The 21,715-nt window shown below is 67.1% G+C and carries 17 protein-coding genes; 11 read left to right on the forward strand and 6 right to left on the reverse strand.

Annotated elements, in window-relative coordinates; all coding sequences use genetic code 11:
• Nucleotides 1-22: 22 nt before the first annotated feature.
• From AC3WMR_RS24665 to AC3WMR_RS24675, 3 genes are read right to left on the reverse strand one after another with little or no spacing between them, the layout of a single operon-like run.
• Nucleotides 23-3,229, reverse strand: coding sequence for a CusA/CzcA family heavy metal efflux RND transporter (locus AC3WMR_RS24665; RefSeq protein ID WP_492265959.1), 3,207 nt, complete (start codon nt 3,227-3,229; stop codon nt 23-25).
• A gap of 16 nt (nt 3,230-3,245) precedes the next feature.
• On the reverse strand, nt 3,246-4,724 hold the full coding sequence (locus AC3WMR_RS24670; protein ID WP_492265958.1) for an efflux RND transporter periplasmic adaptor subunit: 1,479 nt from the start codon (nt 4,722-4,724) through the stop codon (nt 3,246-3,248).
• Between the two features lie 13 nt (nt 4,725-4,737).
• Nucleotides 4,738-6,030 carry a TolC family protein gene (locus AC3WMR_RS24675; RefSeq protein WP_492265957.1) on the reverse strand — a complete coding sequence of 431 codons (1,293 nt, stop codon included), beginning with the start codon at nt 6,028-6,030 and terminating at the stop codon, nt 4,738-4,740.
• A gap of 255 nt (nt 6,031-6,285) precedes the next feature.
• On the opposite strand from AC3WMR_RS24675, the gene AC3WMR_RS24680 reads away from it, so the two are divergent.
• The 5 genes from AC3WMR_RS24680 to AC3WMR_RS24700 all read left to right on the forward strand — a co-directional run bounded on the left by AC3WMR_RS24680 (nt 6,286) and on the right by AC3WMR_RS24700 (nt 10,519).
• Nucleotides 6,286-6,624 (forward strand): DUF4148 domain-containing protein, encoded by a 339-nt coding sequence (locus tag AC3WMR_RS24680; protein WP_492265956.1) that lies wholly within the window; start codon nt 6,286-6,288, stop codon nt 6,622-6,624.
• 181 nt (nt 6,625-6,805) lie between these two features.
• Nucleotides 6,806-7,495, forward strand: coding sequence for a heavy metal response regulator transcription factor (locus tag AC3WMR_RS24685; protein ID WP_492265955.1), 690 nt, complete (start codon nt 6,806-6,808; stop codon nt 7,493-7,495).
• The gene (locus tag AC3WMR_RS24690) at nt 7,495-8,841 is read left to right on the forward strand and encodes a heavy metal sensor histidine kinase (RefSeq protein ID WP_492265954.1); all 1,347 of its coding nucleotides are present in this window, start codon (nt 7,495-7,497) and stop codon (nt 8,839-8,841) included. Before AC3WMR_RS24685 ends, AC3WMR_RS24690 begins: the two co-directional genes overlap by 1 nt.
• 88 nt (nt 8,842-8,929) lie before the next feature.
• Nucleotides 8,930-9,292: a hypothetical protein gene (locus AC3WMR_RS24695; RefSeq protein WP_492265953.1), complete on the forward strand. Its 363-nt coding sequence runs from the start codon at nt 8,930-8,932 to the stop codon at nt 9,290-9,292.
• A 27-nt stretch (nt 9,293-9,319) separates the two neighbouring features.
• The gene (locus tag AC3WMR_RS24700) at nt 9,320-10,519 is read left to right on the forward strand and encodes a glycosyltransferase family 4 protein (RefSeq protein ID WP_492265952.1); all 1,200 of its coding nucleotides are present in this window, start codon (nt 9,320-9,322) and stop codon (nt 10,517-10,519) included.
• Nucleotides 10,520-10,560: 41 nt separating this feature from the next.
• Here AC3WMR_RS24700 and AC3WMR_RS24705 read toward each other — a convergent pair whose 3' ends face one another.
• The 3 genes from AC3WMR_RS24705 to AC3WMR_RS24715 all read right to left on the reverse strand — a co-directional run bounded on the left by AC3WMR_RS24705 (nt 10,561) and on the right by AC3WMR_RS24715 (nt 14,092).
• Nucleotides 10,561-12,498 carry a bifunctional metallophosphatase/5'-nucleotidase gene (locus AC3WMR_RS24705; RefSeq protein ID WP_492265951.1) on the reverse strand — a complete coding sequence of 646 codons (1,938 nt, stop codon included), beginning with the start codon at nt 12,496-12,498 and terminating at the stop codon, nt 10,561-10,563.
• A gap of 165 nt (nt 12,499-12,663) precedes the next feature.
• Complete coding sequence (locus AC3WMR_RS24710) at nt 12,664-13,773, reverse strand: S-(hydroxymethyl)glutathione dehydrogenase/class III alcohol dehydrogenase (RefSeq protein WP_006392429.1); 1,110 nt, start codon at nt 13,771-13,773, stop codon at nt 12,664-12,666.
• Nucleotides 13,774-13,801: 28 nt separating this feature from the next.
• The gene (locus AC3WMR_RS24715) at nt 13,802-14,092 is read right to left on the reverse strand and encodes a metal/formaldehyde-sensitive transcriptional repressor (RefSeq protein ID WP_025139862.1); all 291 of its coding nucleotides are present in this window, start codon (nt 14,090-14,092) and stop codon (nt 13,802-13,804) included.
• 151 nt (nt 14,093-14,243) lie between these two features.
• Here AC3WMR_RS24715 and hutC point away from each other — a divergent pair, with 151 nt between their 5' ends.
• From hutC to hutI, 6 genes are all read left to right on the forward strand, one after another.
• The gene (hutC, locus tag AC3WMR_RS24720) at nt 14,244-14,987 is read left to right on the forward strand and encodes a histidine utilization transcriptional repressor HutC (protein ID WP_492265950.1); all 744 of its coding nucleotides are present in this window, start codon (nt 14,244-14,246) and stop codon (nt 14,985-14,987) included.
• Nucleotides 14,984-15,583, forward strand: a complete 600-nt coding sequence (locus AC3WMR_RS24725) for a HutD/Ves family protein (protein WP_492265949.1) — start codon at nt 14,984-14,986, stop codon at nt 15,581-15,583. Before hutC ends, AC3WMR_RS24725 begins: the two co-directional genes overlap by 4 nt.
• Before the next feature lie 141 nt (nt 15,584-15,724).
• Nucleotides 15,725-17,416, forward strand: a complete 1,692-nt coding sequence (gene hutU, locus AC3WMR_RS24730; RefSeq protein ID WP_492265948.1) for a urocanate hydratase — start codon at nt 15,725-15,727, stop codon at nt 17,414-17,416.
• Nucleotides 17,417-17,480: 64 nt separating this feature from the next.
• A complete protein-coding gene (locus AC3WMR_RS24735) occupies nt 17,481-18,905 on the forward strand; it encodes a purine-cytosine permease family protein (RefSeq protein WP_492265947.1) in 1,425 nt (474 codons plus the stop codon).
• 28 nt (nt 18,906-18,933) lie between these two features.
• A complete protein-coding gene (gene hutH, locus AC3WMR_RS24740) occupies nt 18,934-20,463 on the forward strand; it encodes a histidine ammonia-lyase (protein ID WP_492265946.1) in 1,530 nt (509 codons plus the stop codon).
• Between the two features lie 12 nt (nt 20,464-20,475).
• On the forward strand, nt 20,476-21,693 hold the full coding sequence (hutI, locus tag AC3WMR_RS24745) for an imidazolonepropionase (RefSeq protein WP_492265945.1): 1,218 nt from the start codon (nt 20,476-20,478) through the stop codon (nt 21,691-21,693).
• Nucleotides 21,694-21,715: the final 22 nt, after the last annotated feature.

The raw sequence follows: 21,715 nt of genomic DNA on the forward strand, positions 1-21,715 counted from the left end.
GTGTGAAGTCTTCCGAGGTCGACTACAGGGATGTCGGGCCGGTCGTCGGCACGGCGGGTTCAGAGGATCGCCGCGCCTGCGCCGCGGCCAATTCAAGTTCGTCGGCGTCCTTGCGGTGCACCAGCCGGTACAGCGCGGGCAGCACCAGCAGGGTCAGGATGGTCGAGGAGATGATGCCGCCGATCACCACGGTGGCCAGCGGGCGCTGCACCTCGGCGCCGGTGCCCGTGGCGATCGCCATGGGCACGAAGCCCAGCGATGCCACCAGCGCGGTCATCAGCACGGGGCGCAGGCGCGTCAGCGCGCCGATGCGCACGGCCTGGTCCAGCGGCTTGCCTTCGTCACGCAGGCCGCTGATGAACGACAGCATCACCAGACCGTTCAGCACGGCCACGCCGCATAGCGCGATGAAGCCGACCGCGGCGGTGATGGACAGGGGTATGCCGCGCAGCCACAGCGACAGCACACCGCCCGTCAATGCGAATGGAATGCCGGTGAAGACGATCAGGCCGTCCTTGATGTTGCCGAACATGGCGAACAGCAGGCCAAACACCAGCAGCAGTGCAGCAGGCACCACGATCTGCAGGCGCTGCGCGGCGGATTGCAATTGTTCGAACGTGCCGCCCCACGCGGTCCAGTAGCCGGACGGCACCTTGATCTTCTCGGCCAGCGCCGCTTCGGCGTCGGCCACGAACGAACCCAGGTCGCGGCCACGCACATTCGCGCTGACCACGATGCGGCGCTTGCCGTCTTCGCGCGAGATCTGGTTTGGCCCCGGTGCCAGGTCGAAGGTGGCGACTTCGGACAAGGGGATGTACGAGGTCTGGGCCTGCGCGTCCGTCTTGGGCAAGGCGATGGGCAGCTTGCGCAGCGCGGGGATGCTTTCCCGCACGGCTTCCGGCAGGCGTACCACGATGTCGAAGCGGCGATCCCCCTGGAAGAAGGTGCCGGCTTCGCGCCCGCCGATGGCGATGGTGAGGGTGTCCTGCACGTCGGCCAGGCTGAGGCCGTAACGGGCGGCGCGGGCACGGTCGATGTTCACGGTCAGCACCGGCAGGCCGGTGGTCTGTTCGACCTTGACTTCGGACGCGCCGGGTATGGCTTGCAGCACTTCGGCGACTTCGGCCGCGGACTGGTTCAGCACGTCGTTGTCATCGCCGAAGATCTTCACCGCCACATCGCTGCGCACCCCTGAGATCAGCTCGTTGAAGCGCAGCTGGATCGGTTGCGAGAACTCATAGTTGTTGCCGGGCACCTGGGCCGCTTCCTCCTGGATGGCTTGCAGCAGCTGGGCCGAGGTCTTGCGCGGCTCGGGCCACTGGTCCTTCGGCTTGAGCATGATGTAGCCGTCGGATATGTTCGGCGGCATCGGGTCGGACGCGATCTCGGCGGTGCCGGTGCGGGCGAACACGCGCTCGATCTCGGGGAACTTGGCCTTCAGCCGCGTCTCGATCTGCTTTTGCATCTCGAGCGATTGCGACAGGCTGGTGCCGGGAATGCGCAGCGCCTGGATGGCGATGTCGCCTTCGTTCAGGTTGGGAATGAACTCGCTGCCCATGCGCGAGGCCACCACCCCGCACAGCACCACGAACAAGGCCGCGCCCGCCAGCACGATCGGGGTGCGGCGCAGCGCCAGGTCCAGCAGGGGTTGGTAGCGGCGCTTGGCCCAGGTCATCAGGCGGTTTTCTTTTTCCGAGACTTTCTTGCCGATGAACAGCGCCACCGCCGCGGGCACGAAGGTGACCGACAGGATCATCGCGCCCAGCAGCGCCAGCACCACGGTCAATGCCATGGGATGGAACATGCGCCCTTCCACGCCGCTGAGCGCGAAGATCGGCAGGTACACCACCATGATGATCAACTGGCCGAACAGCAGCGGCCGGCGCGCTTCGCGCGCCGCGGCGAAGACCTCGTGGAAGCGCTCGCCGCGCGTCAGGGGCCGGCGATGATGCTCTTGCGCATGGCTCAAGCGCCGCACGCAGTTCTCGACGATCACCACCGCGCCGTCGACGATGATGCCGAAGTCCAGCGCGCCCAGGCTCATCAGGTTGGCGCTGACCTTGTAGGTGACCATGCCCGTGAAGGTGAACAGCATGGACAGCGGAATGACCATCGCCGTGATCAGCGCTGCACGGATGTTGCCCAGGAAAAGGAACAGGATCACGACCACCAGGGCGGCGCCTTCCAGCAGGTTCTTCTTGACCGTGGCGATGGCCTTGTCGATGAGGTTGCTGCGGTCGTAGACGGTCACGGCCTGCACGCCGGGCGGCAGCGTCTTGTTGATGGCGTCGATGCGGGACGACACCGCCAGCGATACGGAACGGCTGTTTTCGCCAATCAGCATGAACACTGTGCCCAGCACCACTTCCTGGCCGTTGTCGGTGGCCGCGCCGGTGCGCAGTTCGCGCCCGATGGCCACATCCGCCACGTCGCGGATGCGGATGGCCTGGCCGTCCACGGTGGTCAGCACCACGTCCTTGATGTCGTCGATCGAGCGCACCTGACCCGGCGCACGGATCAGATATTGCTCGCCCTTGCGTTCGATGTAGCCCGCGCCGACGTTGGCATTGTTGCGGTTCAGCGCCGTCATGATGTCGGTCAGCGACAGCCCGTACGACGCCAGCCGTTCGGTGTTCGGCGCCACCTGGTATTCCTTGGCGAAGCCGCCGATCGAGTTGATCTCGGTCACGCCGGGAATGTTGCGCAGTTGCGGCTTGATGACCCAGTCCTGGATCTCGCGCAGGTCGGTGGGGGTGTAGGGCGACCCGTCTTCCTTCCTGGCGCCGGGTTCTGCCTCGACCGTCCACAGGTAGATTTCGCCCAGGCCCGTGGAAATGGGCCCCATGGTCGGCGTGATGCCCTCGGGCAGGCTTTCCTTGGCTTCCTGCAGGCGCTGGTTGACCAGTTGGCGCGCGAAGTAGATGTCGGTGCCGTCCTTGAAAATCACCGTCACCTGCGACAGGCCATAGCGCGACAGCGAACGCGTCTGCTGCAGGCCCGGCAGCCCGGCCATGACGGTCTCGATGGGGTAGGTGATGCGCTGCTCGGTTTCCAGCGGCGAATAGCCCGGCGCGCCGACGTTGATCTGCACCTGCACATTGGTGATGTCCGGCACGGCGTCGATGGCCAGCCGGGAATAGTTGTAGACCCCGATGGCGGCCACGCCCAGGGTCAGGAAAAGAACCAGCCACCGTTGCTCGATGGCGAAGCGGATGAGGCGTTCGAACATGTGAGGGTGCTCCGGCTCAGTGCGCGTGGCTGGCGCTGGCTTTGCCCAGCTCGGCCTTCAGCACGAAGGCGCCTTGCGAGACGTAGCGCACGCCGGGGGCCAGGCCCGCCAGCACCTCGACCTTTTCGCCGGAGGTCTTGCCCAGCCTGACGGGCTGCGCCAGGTAGCCGCCGGGCACCTGCACGAACACCACCGGCTCGTTCTCGACGGTCTGGATGGCGTCGGCCGCCACGGCGACCGGCGCTTCGGCGCTGCTGACCACCACGTTCACCGACACGAACAGCCCCGGCCGCCAGGCCATGTCCGGGTTGTCCAGCGTGACGCGGGCCGTGGCGGTGCGGGTTTGCTGGCCCAGCAGCGAGCCGATGTACGACACCTTGCCCAGCGCGCGCCCCGTGAACGCGGCGGACGCCACGCTGGCGGCCTCGCCCACGCGCACGTCCTGCAGGTCCTTGGGCGCAATCACGAATTCGGCCCACACCGTGCGCAGGTCCGACAGCGTGAAAATGCTGGCCGTGTCAGGAAGCGCCTCGCCCAGCACGATGTGCTTTTCGACCACCACGCCGTCGAACGGCGCGCGTATCTCCAATCGGCTCAGGTCCCTGGACTGCGGCGGCGCGCCGATGGCGGCCAGCTTCTGTTCGGCGTTCTGCACCGCGATCTGCGCTTCCTGCAAGGCGGTGCGGGCCTGCTGGTAGTCCTGCTCGGCGGACACCTTCTCGCGCCACAGCTTCAATTCGCGCTGGTGGGTCGCGGCGGCCAGGTCGCGGCGCTTGCTGGCCGCCAGCCATTCGCTGCGCAGTTCCGACAGCGCGGTGCTGGACAGCGCCGCCAGCAGCTCGCCCTTCCTGACCTGCTGGCCCAGGTCCGCCGATACCTCTTGCACCACGCCGGCCAGGCGCGGCACCACGTGGGCGGTCCGGTCGGCGTTGAACTTGATTTCGCCTGGGAACTGCGACGAAGTCTCCAGTCGCGCGGGCGCGGCAGTTTCGGTCTGGATGCCTGCCACCTTGGTCTGTTCGGCGTTCAAGGCAATCTTGCCTTCGTCACGGTCCAGCGTCGCGGTGAGGGGTTGGGCCAGGCCGGGCCAGGACACCTCGGCCTCGATCTCGAAGAAGTGCGGCTCGTCGATGGACTGGACGCTGGCCAGGCCGTCCTGGTCGGGCCTGAAGTCCAGCGTCTGGACCGTCCCATTGGGCCGGGTCAGCGTGGCTTTGACGGTCAGGCCGGCGACGGCGACGGGCTGCTTGCCGGCCGTGGCCCAGAGCCGCAGTGTCGAGCGGCCATCGGCTTCGGCCAGCAACAGTTCGACGCTGTTCGAATCGGCGCGGGTCAGCGCACCGCCGCGTGCGCCCTGTTCGGTGGCTTCGTGGCCGTGTCCGGCGGGGCCGTCGGCGCGGGCCAGGCCGGGCGCGGTGGTCAAGAGGCAGGCGGCGGCCAGGGCGGCGGCCAGCGCCGGGCGGGAAAAGCGGGAAAGCGCGTGGAGTCGGGTCATGGGATAGGGAAGTTCAACGTCCGAGAATGCGGTCGATGTCCGCGCTGGCCTGGTAGGCGCTGGCCAGCACGGTCAGGTAGCCGATGTTTCCTTGCGAAAGCGTGCGTTGCGCGTCCAGCACTTCCAGGAAGCTGACCTTGCCGGCTTCAAAGCCCTTGCGGGCGCTGTCATAGGCTTCGGCGGCGCCCGGCAGCACCGTGGCGCGGTACTCGCGGACCGAGCCGGCGGCCAGGTCGAATTGGGCGACCGCTTGCAGCAGCTCGGCCGTCATGCGCGACTCCAGTTCGCGGTACAGGTCCTGCGCCTTGTACGACTGCATCGTGGCTGAATAGACATTGCCCTGGTTGCGGTCGAACAACGGCAGCGGAATCGCCACGCCGAACTGCGCCTTGTTGCGGCCCTGCTCGTTGTCGCGGGCCATGCCGGCGCTGAGCGTGATGTCGGGGTAGCGCTTGCTCTTTTCGACTTCCAGCTGCGCGCGCCCCAAGTCCACGGCCAGCCGGCCTGCCTGCATGCGCGGCGAGGCGGCCAGCGCACCGCGCAGGTCATCGATGGCGCCGCGCCGGGGCAAGGCCTGCAGGTCGGCGCCGACCTGGCTGAAATCGGGCTCCGGCGCGCCCCACAGCTGCCCCAGCGTGCGGCGGGCGGCGGCCAGTGCGGCGTCGGCGGCGCGCGCGTCGATGCGCGAACTGGCCAGCTGCACGCGGGCCTTGCTGCTTTCCAGGGGCGGGGCCTTGCCGGCGGCCACGCGGCGGTCGGCCAGGCGCAGTGCGTTTTCCGCGATCTCGATCGTGCCCTGCGAGACTCGCACGGTCTCTTGTGCCACTGCCACGTCAAAGAACGCGGCGATGACGCCGGCACGTAGATCGGCGCGCGCCGACGATAGGTCGCGCTGGGCGATGTCGCGCGCCAGTCCGGCCGCCTGTACCCGCGCCGCGCGCTTGCCGCCCAGTTCCACCGGCATGCTCAGCATGGTCGAGGTGGTGCGCGTGCTACGGCGGTTGTCGTCGATGCCGATGTCGATGCTGGGGTTGGGAATGACGCCGGCCTGGGTGACCTGCCCCTCACTGGCCGCGGCTTCGTTGCGCGCGGCGGACAGCAGCGGGCTGCGTTCGTACGCGTTGGCCAGCGCCTGTTCCAGCGTCAGCGTGCGGGATGCGTCCGCCAGGCGCGGCGGGGCGGATGCGGGCTGCGGCGCCGACAGGCCAGACAGGCCCTGCGCAGGCGGTCGGGTGTCGGGTTGGCTCCAGGCCGGCGCAACGGCAAAGACGGCCGCCACGACGAGCGATAGGGAAGATAAGCGCATGAGGTCTACCAGGGAAATGGCGCCGCGGACTCGGGCCGAGGCAGGCAGTTGCGGGCACTTTATCCAACGGGCCTCGTCAGATCCCCGACAGAAAAATGACATTTCGGTAAGGTTTTCGCGCATTACGAATTCGTAATCGGCGCGTCGCCGAATTGACGAGGTCCGGTCCGTAAAGTGTCTTCACCGCTTAACAAAAAGCGTGCAGGCGCGGCGCCTTTCGCCGCCCTGGCAAGTCACCGGACCAAGGAGATCCTCATGAAGCACCGTATCGTCGCCACGCTGTCCGTCAGCGCCGCCATGCTCATTCCCGCTCTCGCCAGCGCCAACAACACCTGGCACACGGCCAATACCGAAATTGGCTACACCACCGCGCTGGACCATGCCGACGGCGGCAAGTCCCGCGCGCAGGTCGTCAATGAACTGGCGACGGCGAAGGCCGACTCGAAGCAGTGGTTCTTTACCTACCGCAACCTGGGCAAGCCGGGCTGGGCCAAGCAGGGCACGGCGCGCACCCGCGCCGACGCGCTGGCCGAAGTCGAAGCGATGACGCCGGCTGAACGCGAGCGCCTGGCGGCCATCTATACGCCGGGCTGACCGGCTTGAAGCCTGGCCCCGCCGTCCGCGAGCGCGTCGATGCCGGCGCGCTCGCGGGTTGCTCTGCCGCCGCCGTCCCGCGCCGTCGCGCCAGGGCGGCGCTTGCCATGGGCCGGCGCCGCGACCGTAGAATAGGGCGTCGGCGTGTTGCGGTTGTTCCCTTCTTTCATCCCGGGGCCTCATGAAAATACTGGTTATTGAAGACGAGAAGAAACTCGCCGAGTACCTGCGCCGGGCATTGACCGAGCATAACTACGTGGTCGACGTGGCCATTGACGGCGTCGGCGGCCTGCATCTGGCCCGCGAAAGCCAGTACGACCTGATCCTGCTGGATGTGATGCTGCCGGGCATGGACGGCTTTGCCGTGCTGCACGAACTGCGCAAGAGCGACCGCGTGCCGGTCCTGATGCTGACCGCGCGCGACAAGCTGGAAGACCGCGTCAAGGGCCTGCGCGACGGCGCCGACGACTACCTGGCCAAGCCCTTTGCGTTGTCCGAGCTGCTGGCGCGGGTGCTGGCGCTGGGGCGCCGCAGCGGCCACAACGTGGCCGAGGCCGGAGGCCAGAACGTGCTGCGCATCGGCGACCTGGAACTGGACCTGCTGCGCCGCCGCGCCTACCGCGCCGGCACGCGGCTGGACCTGACCGCCAAGGAATTCACTTTGCTGGCGCTGCTGATGCGCAAGCAGGGCGAAGTGCTGTCGCGCCTGGAACTGGCCGAACAGGTCTGGGACATTAACTTCAACAGCAATACCAATGTGGTCGAGGTGGCGGTGCGGCGCTTGCGCGGCAAGGTCGACGATCCCTTCGAGAAAAAACTCCTGCACACGGTGCGCGGCATGGGCTACGTGCTGGAAGTGCGGGAAGACTGATGGCCGCGCCGCGCGCCCGGTCGTTGCGCCGCTGGCTCTCGCGCTGGCTGGCGATCCAGACGTTCGCGGCGCTGGCGGTGATCTGCGCCGTGGTCTATTGGGCCACCAACGTCAATCTGTCGATCCGCCAGGAGGCGCTGCTGACGCAGAAGATGGAAGTGATCAAGCACCTGGTCGAGGAAAACGCGGCCAAGGGCGATTCATCGTCGCTGCGGCACAAGCTGGACGACTTCTTCTACGGCAAGCCGGATTTTTCCCTGGTGCTGGAGCTGGACGGCGAAAAGGTCGCGTACGGCATGCCGGACGATGGTGATGCGGGCCCGGGGCATGACCGTCGCATCAGCTTCACCCTGCCGGTGCCCGGCTCGCCGCGCGGCTCGATGAACGCCGAACTGGTGCTGGACATCACGTCGGACCTGCATCTGCGCGCGGCGCTGGCCTGGACGCTGTTTGCCTGCGCGCTGGCCGGGGCCATCGTGGTGTCGGCGATCGGCACGCTATTGGTGCGCCGGGCCATGGCGCCCGTGGATGAACTGGGCCGGCAGGCCGCGCGGCTGTCGCCCGATCGTATCGGCGAGCGCCTGGACGAAAGCCACCAGGCCGAAGAGATCCGGCCGCTGGTGCATCAGTTCAACGCGGTGCTGCAGCGCCTGGAACGCGCCTATGTGCAGATGGAAGGCTTCAATGCCGACGTCGCGCACGAGATGCGCACGCCCCTGGCGACGCTGATCGGCGAGACCGAACTGGCGCTCAGCGGAAAACGTCCGGAAAGCGTGTTGCGGGAAATCCTGGGGTCCAACCTGGAAGAACTGCAACGGCTGTCCGGTATCGTCAACGACATGCTGTTCCTGTCGCAGGCCGACCGCGGCGCGCAGGCGCGCGGCACGCACATCGAAAGCCTCGCCCAGGTGGTGGCCGAGGTGGCGGCCTACCATGAGGCCGAGGCGCTGGACGCGGACCTGTCGCTGGGCGTGTCTGGCGACGCGGCCGCGCGGGTCGATCGGTCATTGCTGCAGCGGGCGGTTTCAAATCTGCTGTCCAACGCCGTGCGCTATGCGCACGCCGGCACGCATATCGAGTTGCGCATCGAGCGTGGCAGCGACGGCATCCGCATCGCCGTGCGCAACCAGGGCGATCCGATCGGCCAGGAACACCTGCCGCGCCTGTTCTACCGCTTCTATCGCATGGATGCGGCCCGGCCCTTCGATGCGAACCACCACGGCCTGGGTCTGGCCATCGTGGCCGCCATTGCGCGCATGCACGGTGGCAAGCCGTTTGCGCAGTCCGAAGGCGGCGCTACGACGATCGGTTTCACGATTTCCGGCGACGACATTACAGAAAACTAATCTGCCTGTCCGCGTTCTGTCGGGACGCCCTCCATAGACTGGTCTTGTCGAGCGGGCCGCCTTGTTCCAGGCCTGCCACGGAGCGTCTATGAAGCGATCGATCCTGGTGGCGTGCGCCACCTTCATGATGGCCGGCCTGCCGGCCGTATACGCCGCGCAGCCTGCGCCGGCCATTGGCCTGCCGCAGATGCCGGACGGTGAGTGCAACTTGCCCGAGTCCGTGCGCAACGCGGTATCGGCCCAGCTGGCGCAAGGCCAGATGCCACGCGCGGCGGTGCGCGCCGACGTCGCCGTCTGGCGCGCGGCGGGCATGTCGCAGCTGTCGCGCGCAAGGCCCCTGCCGGACGTCTACAGCGAGCGGTACCGCGAGCATTACGCGACGTACCTGCGCATGCGCGGCGGCCCCGAGTTCGCGGCGGCCTTCTGCCAGGCGCTGCGCGATGCGCAGTGACCACACGTTGGCCCGGCGGATGCATCGATGAAGATTCTGTACACCAACTTCCATCAGGGCGATGGCGGCGGCCATACGACGTATGTCGTGTCGCTGGCGCGCACGCTGGGACCGAAGGCCTGCATCTCGGTGGCGGCCCCCGCGGGAAGCCGTCTGCTGGATGAGGCAGCCGCCCTGCCCGGCGTACGCGCGATTGCGTTGCCCTTCCGAGGGCGGCCCGCGCAGCAATGGCGCGCACTGCGACAGTTGCGGATGCTATTGCGCGACGAGGCCTTCGACGTGGTTCACGTGAACGGCTCGGCCGATCATCGCCTGTGCATGCTGGCCGCGCTGGGCATGGGCGCCGACCGTCCCTTTTTCGTCTATACGCAGCACAACAGCCGCTACCCGCGCAGCCTGGGTGCGAGGGTACGGGCGCGCCTGGCGACAGACCGTGTCATCTGCGTCAGCGGGCACACGTTCGAGCACATGGGCGATTCGGCGTTTCGCCGTGCCGACCTGCGCTTGGTGCGCAATGGCGTGGATACGGCTCACTATCGTCCGGCCAGCCTGCTAGCGGCCCGCGAGGCTCGCGCCCGCTGGTTGCCCCAGGCATTGCACGACCGCCTGGTGGTCGGCAGCCAGGCCGGCACGGCCCCCTACAAGAACTGGCTGGACATGGTCGAGGCGGTGGCCAGGTTGCCCGAGGCCGCGCGGCGACAGATCGTGGTGCTGGTCGCGGGCAGCCCGCCGCCGCCGGGCGATTGGCAACGCGTCCAGGCCCTGGGCATGGCGGATGCGGTTCGGTTTACCGGCCTGCTGCGTGATGTGCGGCCCGTGCTGGCGGCGATGGATGTCGGATTCGTGCTGTCGTCGCGGCTGGAGACGATCTCATTCGCTTGCCGTGAAATGATGGCGGCCGGCAAACCCGTCATCGTCAGCGACACGGGCGGGCTGGCCGAGAACATCACGCCGGGCGTCGATGGCTGGGTCGTGCCGGCCAGGGCGGTGGATCGCGTATCGCAGACGTTGTTGGACATCCTGGATGCGCGCGCAACCCTGGCGACGATGGGAGCCGCCGCACGTCAGAAAGCGGTGCGGGATTTCTCGTTGCAGGCCTTCGTGGACGGCACCGAGCGCATCTACGTGGAAAGCGCCCTGCGTGAGGCGCGGCCACGCTACAAGCTGGCCGCCACCGGCCTGTTCGTTGGCCTGGCCTTGTGTGGCGGGGCGTTGTTCCTGGACTAGTTTGCCGAGCCGACGCCCCGATCGGGGCGCCGGTCTGACGGTTACTCGCTGTACGTCTGCGTGCTGTACTGGCTGATCGGCAGCAGGTTCAGCACCGGCAGGCCGGATACGGGGTCCCTGGCCTGCTTGTCGATGTAGGCCTGCAGCACGTCGGCATCCAGCACGCCGATGTCCTGGCGCCGCGCCGCGGGCACGTTGGCCAGCGTCTTGTAGCCGTCACCGCCGGTGGCGTTGAAGCTCAGCACGAACAGCTTGTAGGTGCGGGCCAGGTCCAGCGGCAGCCAGCTGCTGCTGGCGTTGTCGAACACCTCGATGCGAGACACCCGGCTACCCTCGGCCAACGCAGCGTTCACGTCCCAGCGCAGGCCGCCGGCATAGGGGTACGGACCGGTGGAGCCGCCCGGGCCGTAGACCGCCTGCATGCCGTCTTCCAGCATGCTCTTGACCTCGGCGCCGGTGACGTCCAGGCGCCACAGCATGTTGCCGAACGGCACGACCTCGATCACGTTGGCCGCCGTCACGTTGCCCAGCAGCGGCACGCGCACGCCGCCGCCGCTTTGCAGCGAGATGTCGGCGCCGCCGTAGCTGGCGTTGGCCACTTCCAGATAGGCCTGGGCCACCAGTTGCTGGATGTCGCCGCCGTGCAGGTTGACGTTGCCCAAGGTATTGCAGGCGACGCTGGATCGCGTGTAGTCGCGCGAACCCGGGCCACCCGGCACGCGGCGCGAGCACAGTTCCTGCGGCACCGACGCCACCAGGCTGGCGCTGAACGCATCCACCTTGGCCTTGAAGGGCTGCAGCACCGAGGCCGCCTGGGCGTCGGGCGCCTGCACGCGCAGGAAGCCGCTGGCGGCCACGTCGGCCAGGATGGCGGTCTTGTCGGCCGCTGCGGGCGCCGCGCCGCTGATGGTGAACGCATCGCTCACCAGCACGTGCGGGGTGCCCGCGCAGGCCGTCACGTCGCCGTTTTCATCGAAGCTGACCTTCAGCTCGCCCACCACCTGCGAGTATTCCCAGGCCTGCACCAGGCAGACGCGCTTGCCGTCCTTGTTGCGCAGTTCGGTCGGGTAGGCACCCGCGGGCGAGCCGACGCCGTAGGTCGACAGCGCAGCGGGTCCCAGCAGCGTGTGCGAATCGCCGCCCACCACCACGTCCACGCCGCTCAGCTTGGGAATGATCTGCTTGTCGTAGTCATAGCCGATGTGGCTCATCACCACGATCTTGTTCACGCCCTGGGTGCGCAGCGCGTCGATCTGCTGTTGCGCCGCGGCGGTCTCGTCCGAGAACAGCGTGCCGGGGTCGGGGCTGGAGGACTGCTGCGTCTTGTTGGCGATGGTCAGGCCCACCAGGCCGATCGGCTGGCCATCGCGAGTCAGCGTGACGGACGGCTTGACCATGCCGGGCGCGCGCGACGGATTCAGCGCCGAGTTGGCGCCGAACGTCACGTTGGCGCTCAGCACCGGAGTCTGGCAGGTGCCGGCATGCAGCAGTTCGATGAAGTGCTTCAGGCCGCTGTCGCCTTTGTCGAATTCGTGGTTGCCCAGCGTCATGGCGTCAAAGCAGACCGTGTTCATCAGGGCGGCATCGGCTTCGCCGGGATCGCCCGCACGGTTGAAGTACAGCGTGCCGGTGGTGGCGTCGCCCGCGTGCAGTTTCAGCACGTTGGGCGATTTCGCCGCAAGCTCTTTGAACGCCGCCGTCACTCGTGGAAAGCCGCCCACGTCCGTGTTCACGGTCACGCGGGAGCCCGCCGCATTCTTGAGCTTGAGGTCTTTCTTCTTGCTGTCCAGATTAGAGTGATGATCGTTGATATGCAGGATCGTCAGTTCCATGGGCCGGCTGGCCGCCGGGCCCGGCGTGGGCGCGGGGGCCGGGATGGCCGGCATGTCGTCATCGTCGTCGCTGCCGCCGCAACCGGCCAGCAGCGCCATTATCAGGCTCAGTGCGGCCGCGCCGGCAGTCCTCTTCCACGTAGTCATGCGTGCATCCCTCTTGTTTTACGAGGGCGCATGGTCGCGGGCCAAGATTACGTGAAGATGAATGACAAGGCTGTCATATGCGGCGCGGCAGATGTCTTGCCGGCGTCACACGAATAAAAAGGCCCGACGCAATGCGCCGGGCCTGTCGTCGCGTGTAAAGCGGGATCAGTAGTGGATCACGGTACGGATCGACTTGCCTTCGTGCATCAGGTCGAACGCTTCGTTGATGCGGTCCAGCGGCAGCGTGTGCGTCACGAACGGGTCCAGGTCGATCTTGCCGCTCATCGCGTCTTCGACCATGCCCGGAAGCTGCGTGCGGCCCTTGACGCCACCGAAGGCCGAGCCGCGCCACACGCGGCCCGTGACCAGCTGGAACGGGCGGGTGCTGATCTCCTGGCCAGCGCCGGCCACGCCGATGATGATGCTTTCGCCCCAGCCCTTGTGGCAGCATTCCAGCGCGGCGCGCATCACATGCACATTGCCGATGCACTCGAACGAGAAGTCCACGCCGCCGTCGGTGAGTTCGACGATGACTTCCTGGATGGGCTTGTCGTAGTCCTTGGGGTTGATGCAGTCGGTGGCGCCCATGGCGCTGGCCAGCACGAACTTGTTCGGGTTGGTATCCACGGCGATGATGCGGCCGGCCTTGGCCTGCACCGCGCCCTGGATCACTGCCAGGCCAATGCCGCCCAGGCCGAACACGGCAACGGTATCGCCTTCCTTGACCTTGGCGGTGTTGTGCACCGCGCCCAGGCCGGTCGTGACGCCGCAGCCCAGCAGGCAGACCTTTTCGTGCGGAGCGGCCGGGTTGATCTTGGCCAGCGAGATTTCGTTCACCACGGTGTATTCGCTGAACGTCGAGCAGCCCATGTAGTGGTACAGCGGCTTGCCGTCGTAGCTGAAACGCGAGGTGCCGTCGGGCATCACGCCCTTGCCCTGCGTGGCGCGCACCTTCTGGCACAGGTTGGTCTTGCCCGACAGGCAGAACTTGCACTCGCGGCACTCGGCCGTGTAGAGCGGAATGACGTGGTCGCCCGGCTTGAGCGAGGTCACGCCCTCGCCCACTTCGACCACCACGCCGGCGCCTTCGTGGCCCAGCACGGCGGGGAACAGGCCTTCGGGGTCGTCACCGCTGAGGGTGAACGCGTCCGTGTGACAGACGCCGGTGTGGGTGATCTGCACCAGCACCTCGCCGCGCTGGGGCGGCGCGACGTCGATTTCAACGATTTCCAGCGGCTTGCCGGGTCCGAATGCGACTGCTGCGCGTGATTTCATAAGCTTTGCTCCACGAGGTCGGGTGGCGTTATTTCAAATAGGAACGGACGATGCGCATGACCTGATCGATTTCCGCTTCGGGTTCGAGCGTCGCGCCGGGTCGTCCGCCCTGGGCGGATTGCAGGAAGGTTTCCCGGAGATGGCTTTCAAGCACTTCGGCCATCAGGCCCGTGGCCGCGCCGCGCAGGGCGGCCAGCTGCTGCAGCAGTGCGCCGCATTCCGTGCCTTCGTTGACGGCGCGCTCGAGCGCCAGCGCCTGGCCCTGGATACGGCGCAGGCGCGTGGTGACGCGCTTTTTTTCAGCGGGGGAATGGGGCACGGCGGGCTCCGGTCGATACAGGGGGGGAGTATACGAAACCGGAGCGTCCGCGTCCAGTTGATGGGATTTCAGGCCAGCTTTCATTGTCTGTACATGTCTAGCACCCCCCTATAATCCGCTTTCGACCAACGGCACGACACAGGACATTTCCGTGGCTTCCTCCCCGCCCCGCCTGCCGGCCCAGGCCACCGCCCCGCCGGCCCCGCTCTATGCGCACCTCAAGCAGATGATCGCCCAACAGATCCGCAGCGGCGCCTGGCCCGCGCATTACCGAGTGCCGTCCGAAAGCGAACTGGTGCAGGAACTGGGCTACTCGCGCATGACCGTCAACCGCGCGCTGCGCGAACTGACGGCCGAAGGCCTGCTGGTGCGCATGCAAGGCGTGGGCACGTTCGTGGCGCAGCCCAAGACGCGTTCGGCGCTGTTTGCCGTCAACAATATTGCGGATGAAATCACGGCCCGGGGCCACCGGCACCATAGCCGCGTGGTGCGGCTGGTCGAAGAGCCCGCGGGCGGCGAGCAGGCCTCGGCGCTGGATATCCGCGAAGGCCAGCCGGTGTTCCATTCCATCATCGTGCACTTCGAAGACGACGTGCCGATACAGCTGGAGGACCGTTACGTCAATGTGCGGCTGGCGCCAGACTACCTGCAGCAGGATTTCACGCAGCACACGCCCTATGAATACCTGACCCGCGTCGCCCCGCTGACCGAAGGCGAACACGTGGTCGAGGCCATCGTCGCCAAGCCGCGCGAATGCCAGCTGCTGCAGATCGACCGCGCCGAACCCTGTCTGCTGATCCGTCGGCGCACCTGGTCGGGCGAGCGCGTGGTGACGCTGGCCCGCCTGATCCACCCCGGCTCGCGTCACCGTCTTGAAGGAAAGTTTTCTCAATGAAGCATCCCGATGCGCGCCTGTACCGGGCGCAGGACTATCCCCGCATGCCGTGGCGCAATGGCGGCGGCATCACGCAGGAAGTGGCGTGCAACCCGGGTGGCAGCAGCGCGGCATTCGACTGGCGGCTGTCGATTGCCGAGGTGGCGCAGGACGGCGGCTTCTCGTTGTTCAGCGGCTTGCAGCGCATCATCACCGTGCTGGAAGGCGCGGGCATCGCGCTGACGGTGGACGGCCAGGCGCAGGCGCCGCTGGGTCCACGCCAGGCCTACGCGTTTTCGGGCGACGCGGCGGTGGACTGCCGGCTGGTGAACGGCCCCATCCGCGATTTCAACCTGATCTATTCGCCGGCCCGCTATCACGCGCGCTTGCAGTGGATTGGCGCGGCACGGCACTGGACGTTCCATAGCGCGGCCCGCACGGTGCTGCTGCTGAACGCCGGGCAGGACTTGAGCCTGTGGTGCGACGGCCAGGCATTGCCGGGTCCTTCGCGGTATGACTGCCTGCATATCGAGGGACAGGATCGGCTGGTCGAATACCGGCTCGAATCAGAGGGCATGCTGGATGCCTGCCTGATCGAATTGACGCCGCGTATCTGAGCTGCGCAGTCAAGCCGAGTACTCAAGCCGCGCTACGGGAAATCCCTGACCTGCAATTCTGCTTTATCCACTTGTATATACAAGCATAGGCATCCTATGATTTCGGCAACGGCCGCGCGGCAAGGCGCGGTGCCTGCGATCATGGAGACGACCTTGGAAAAATCGAACCGATACCGCGATGTTGAGATCCGCGCGCCGCGCGGCAATACGTTGACCGCCAAGAGCTGGTTGACCGAAGCGCCGCTGCGCATGCTGATGAACAACCTCGACCCGGACGTGGCCGAGAACCCCAAGGAACTGGTCGTCTACGGTGGCATCGGCCGCGCCGTGCGCGACTGGGACTGCTACGACAAGATGGTCGAGGCCCTGACCCGGCTGAACGACGACGAGACGCTGCTGGTGCAGTCGGGCAAGCCGGTGGGCGTGTTCAAGACGCACGCCAATGCGCCGCGCGTGCTGATCGCCAATTCCAACTTGGTGCCGCATTGGGCCACCTGGGAACACTTCAACGAACTCGATGCCAAGGGCCTGGCGATGTACGGCCAGATGACGGCCGGCAGCTGGATCTACATCGGCAGCCAGGGCATCGTGCAAGGCACCTACGAGACCTTCGTGGAAGCCGGCCGCCAGCACTACGGCGGTGACCTGACGGGCCGCTGGGTGCTGACCGCCGGCCTGGGCGGCATGGGCGGCGCCCAGCCGCTGGCCGCGACCCTGGCCGGCGCCTGCTCGCTGACCGTGGAATGCCAGCAAAGCCGCATCGATTTCCGCTTGCGTACCCGTTACGTGGATGAGCAGGCCACCGACCTGGACGACGCGCTGGCTCGCATCGCCAAGTACACCCAGGCCGGCCGTGCGGTCTCGATCGCGCTGTGCGGCAATGCGGCCGAGGTGCTGCCCGAACTGGTGCGCCGCGGCGTGCGTCCGGACATGGTGACCGACCAGACCAGCGCACACGATCCGTTGAACGGTTACCTGCCCGCGGGCTGGACCTGGGACGACTACCGCAAGCGTGCCAGGCGCGAGCCCGCTGCCGTGGTGAAGGCGGCCAAGCAATCCATGGCCGCGCACGTCAAGGCCATGCTGGCCTTCCAACAGCAGGGCGTGCCCGCCTTCGATTACGGCAACAACATCCGCCAGATGGCCAAGGAAGAAGGCGTGGCCAACGCGTTTGATTTTCCCGGCTTCGTGCCGGCCTACATCCGGCCGCTGTTCTGCCGTGGCGTGGGACCGTTCCGCTGGGCCGCGCTGTCGGGCGATCCGCAGGACATCTACAAGACCGATGCCAAGGTCAAGGAACTGATCCCCGACGATGCGCACCTCCACAACTGGCTGAACATGGCGCGCGAACGCATCAACTTCCAGGGGCTGCCCGCGCGTATCTGCTGGGTGGGTCTGGGGCAGCGTGCCAAGCTGGGCCTGGCCTTCAATGAAATGGTGCGCAGCGGCGAATTGTCGGCGCCCGTGGTGATCGGCCGCGACCACCTGGATTCCGGCTCGGTCGCCAGCCCCAACCGCGAAACCGAAGCCATGCGCGACGGCTCCGATGCGGTGTCCGACTGGCCGCTGCTGAACGCCCTGCTGAACACGGCTGGCGGCGCTACGTGGGTGTCGCTGCACCATGGCGGCGGCGTGGGCATGGGTTACTCGCAGCATGCCGGCATGGTGATCGTGTGCGACGGCACCGACGCCGCCGCCGAACGCATCGCCCGGGTGCTGACCAACGACCCGGCCACCGGCGTGATGCGCCATGCCGACGCCGGCTACGAAGACGCCATCGACTGCGCCCGCGAGCAAGGTTTGAATCTGCCGATGATCGACACCGGCCGTTGAACGACGGCCCGGCCATACAAGAATGAAACGGACGCTGTCGGCCGGCGTCCGCAAGGAGAATCGCATGGAGCAGGCAAGCGCCGCATCGAAAGGCGCGCTGATCGAGCAACGCTCGATCGACTTCATTCCGGAAACCGAGCGCCATGGCAGGCTGTACAGCCAGTTCACGCTCTGGATGGGCGCCAACCTGCAGATCACCGCCATCGTCACCGGCGCCCTGGCGGTGGTGCTGGGCGGTGACGTGTTCTGGTCGCTGATCGGCCTGTTCATCGGCCAGGTGTTCGGCGGTACGGTCATGGCGCTGCATGCCGCGCAAGGGCCCAAGCTGGGCCTGCCGCAGATGATCTCCAGCCGGGTGCAGTTCGGCGTCTATGGCGCGGCGATTCCTATCGTGCTGGTGTGCTTGATGTACCTGGGCTTCACGGCCACCGGCACGGTCTTGTCGGGCCAGGCCATCGGCCAGCTGCTGGGCGTGAGCGACAGCGCAGGCATCCTGGTGTTCGCCGCCGTGATCGTGCTGGTGACGGTGTTCGGCTACCGCATGATCCACCTGATCGGCAGGGTTGCCAGCGTGCTGGGGCTGATAGCGTTCGTGTACCTGTTCAGCCGGGTGATTGCGCTGGGCGACGTCGGGCAGCTGCTGCAGATCCGGCATTTCAGCTGGACCTCGTTCTTGCTGGCCGTGTCGCTGGCGGCATCTTGGCAGATCGCCTATGGGCCGTATGTGGCGGACTATTCGCGCTACCTGCCCAGTCGCACGTCGTCGTTCAAGACCTTCCTGGCGGTGGGCCTGGGGTCGGTGCTGGGTGCGCAGATCGCCATGGTGCTGGGCGTGCTGGCCGCCGCGATGGCCGCGGGCCAGTTCGCCGGCCGCGAGGTGGCGTACATCGTCGGCCTGGGCGGCACCGGCACGATGGCGGCGCTGCTGTATTTCAGCATCGCCTTCGGCAAGGTGACGATCTCGACGCTCAATTCCTACGGCAGCTTCATGTGCATTGCCACCATCATCAGCGGCTTTCGCGGCCATGTCGACATCACGCGGCGCCAGCGGCTGTGCTTCGTGCTGGTGATCGTGGGCGCGGCGACCTGCGTGGCGCTGGTCGGCCAGCATTCGTTCCTGAACGCGTTCAAGTCGTTCATCCTGTTCCTGCTGGCGTTCTTCACGCCCTGGAGCGCCGTGAACCTGGTGGACTACTACTTCGTCAATCATGGCCGCTACGACGTTGCCGCGTTGGCGGACCCTGACGGCCGCTATGGACGCTGGAACTGGCCCGGTATCCTGGTGTATGTGTTCGGCGTGCTGGTGCAGATGCCCTTCATCTCGACCAAGCTCTACACCGGCCCATTGGTTGCACACCTGGGCGGCGTCGATATTTCGTGGATCATCGGGCTGATCGTGCCCGGCATCCTGTATTACCTGTTTGCCCGCCGTGACCCGCTGCCTGCGCCCATGGCGTTTGCGGCCGGCGGCCGGCACGATATTGCATGACATGGACGCATCGTCCTGGAGAAAAACAATGGATCTGCACCTGAACCCCGGCCATCTCACCCTGGCGCAATTGCGCCAGGTATACCAGCAGCCGGGCCGCGTGACGCTGGACCCGGTGGCCTGCGGGCCGATTGACGCCAGCGTCGCCTGCGTCGAGCGCATCATCGCCGAAGGCCGTACGGCCTATGGCATCAATACCGGCTTCGGCCTGCTCGCGTCCACCAAGATCGCGCGCGAAGACCTGCAGGCGCTGCAAAGCTCGCTGGTGCTGTCGCATGCGGCCGGCGTGGGCGAGCCGCTGGACGACGCGATGGTGCGGCTCATCATGGTGCTCAAGATCAACAGCCTGGCGCGGGGCCGTTCTGGTATTCGACGCCAGGTCATCGACAGCCTGATTGCGCTGGTCAACGCCGGCGTCTATCCGCACATTCCGCTCAAGGGGTCCGTGGGCGCCTCGGGCGACCTGGCGCCGCTGGCGCATATGTCGCTGCTGCTGTTGGGCGAAAGCCGGGCGCGCCATCGCGGTGAATGGCTGCCGGCCAAAGAGGCCCTGGCCCGCGCCGGGCTCGAACCCCTGACGCTGGCCGCCAAGGAAGGGCTGGCGCTCTTGAACGGCACCCAGGTATCCACGGCCTATGCGCTGCGCGGCCTGTTCGAGGCCGAAGACCTGCTGGCCGCCGGCCTGGTCTGCGGCAGCCTCAGCGTGGAAGCCATGCTGGGCTCGCGCGTGCCGTTCGATGCCCGCATCCACGAGGCGCGCGGCCAGATCGGCCAGATCGACGTGGCCGCCGTGTTCCGCGACCTGCTGACCGACGATAGCGAGGTCGGCCATTCGCACGTGGATTGCGACAAGGTCCAGGACCCCTACTCGCTGCGCTGCCAGCCGCAAGTCATGGGCGCCTGCCTGACGCAGATCCGCCATGTGGCCGAGGTGCTGCAGATCGAGGCCAACGCGGTGTCCGACAATCCGCTGGTGTTCGCCGAGCAAGGCGATGTGCTGTCGGGCGGCAATTTCCACGCCGAACCGGTGGCGCTGGTGGCCGACAACCTGGCGCTGGCGCTGGCCGAGATCGGCGCCCTGTCCGAACGACGCATCTCGCTGATGATGGACAAGCACATGTCGCAGCTGCCGCCCTTCCTGGTCAGCAACGGCGGGGTGAATTCGGGCTTCATGATCGCCCAGGTGACCGCGGCGGCGCTGGCCAGCGACAACAAGGCGCTGGCCCATCCCGCCAGCGTCGACAGCCTGCCCACGTCGGCCAACCAGGAAGACCACGTATCGATGGCGCCGAACGCCGGCAAGCGGCTGTGGCCCATGGCCGAGAACGTGCGCGACATCCTGGCGATCGAATGGCTGGGCGCCTGCCAGGGGCTGGACTTCCGTGTCGGCCTGAAGACCTCGCCCAAGCTGGAGCGGGCCCGCGGCCTGCTGCGCGAAAAGGTGGCGCACTACGAGAAAGATCGCTTCTTCGCGCCCGACATCGAAGCGGCCAGCCAATTGATCGGCGGGCGGCACTTGAACGCCCTGGTGCCCCCGGGCCTGCTGCCCAGTCTTTGACGGAGCTTGCGTATGAAACAGGTATGGCGCAACTGCCACGCCGCTACGATGGCCGATGGCCGCTATTCGACGATCGAGCGGGCCGCGTTGGTGACCGACGGCGCGCGCATTGCCTGGATCGGCCCCGAAGATGCGTTGCCGCGCATTGACGCCGGGCACGAGCATGACCTGGGCGGCGCCTGGGTCACGCCCGGCCTGATCGACTGCCATACCCACCTGGTGTTCGGCGGCAACCGCAGCCTGGAATTTGAACAGCGGCTGCAAGGCGTGGACTACGCGGTGATCGCGGCGCAGGGCGGTGGCATTGCCAGCACGGTGCGCGCGACCCGCGAGGCCACCGAAGCGCAGCTGTATGCCAGCGCCCGCCAGCGCGCCCTGCACCTGTTGCGGGACGGCGTGACCACGCTGGAGATCAAGTCGGGCTACGGGCTGGACCTGCCCAATGAACGCAAGATGCTGCGCGTGGCGCGGCGCCTGGGCCAGACGCTGCCGCTCACGGTGCGCGCTACCTGCCTGGCCGCGCACGCGCTGCCCCCGGAATTTGCCGGCCGCGCCGATGACTATATCGATGAAGTGGCGCGCCGCATGCTGCCGGTGCTGGCGGCCGAAGGGCTGGTCGACGCGGTGGACGCCTTCTGCGAGCACCTGGCGTTTTCGCCGGCGCAGGTCGAACGCGTGTTCCAGGCCGCCGCGCACCTGGGACTGCCGGTCAAGCTGCACGCCGAACAACTATCGGCGCTGCACGGCGCCAGTCTGGCCGCGCGCTACGGCGCGCTGTCGGCGGACCACCTGGAATACCTGACCGAAACCGACGTGTTGGCGATGGCCGCGGCCGGCACGGTGGCGGTGCTGCTGCCGGGCGCGTTCTACGCATTGCGCGAAACGCAACTGCCGCCGATTGAACTGCTGCGCCGCCATGGCGTGCCGATCGCGATTTCCAGCGACCTGAATCCGGGCACTTCGCCTGCCCTGTCCTTGCGGCTGATGCTGGGCATGGCGTGCACGCTGTTCCGACTGACGCCGGAAGAGGCGCTGGCCGGGGCCACCGTGCACGCGGCCCGCGCGCTGGGCCTGCAGGCCACGCACGGCGTGTTGGCGGCGGACATGGCGGCTGACTTTGTCGCTTGGGATATTTCACATCCCGCCGAACTGGCCTACTGGATCGGCGGCGAGCTGCCCAAGCGGGTGGTGCGCCATGGCGAGCAGGTATGCGTCACCGCGCTGGAATAAGAGGCGGTGTCTTGCACGCAGA

Source organism: Achromobacter sp. FW305-C-28, assembly GCF_058783235.1.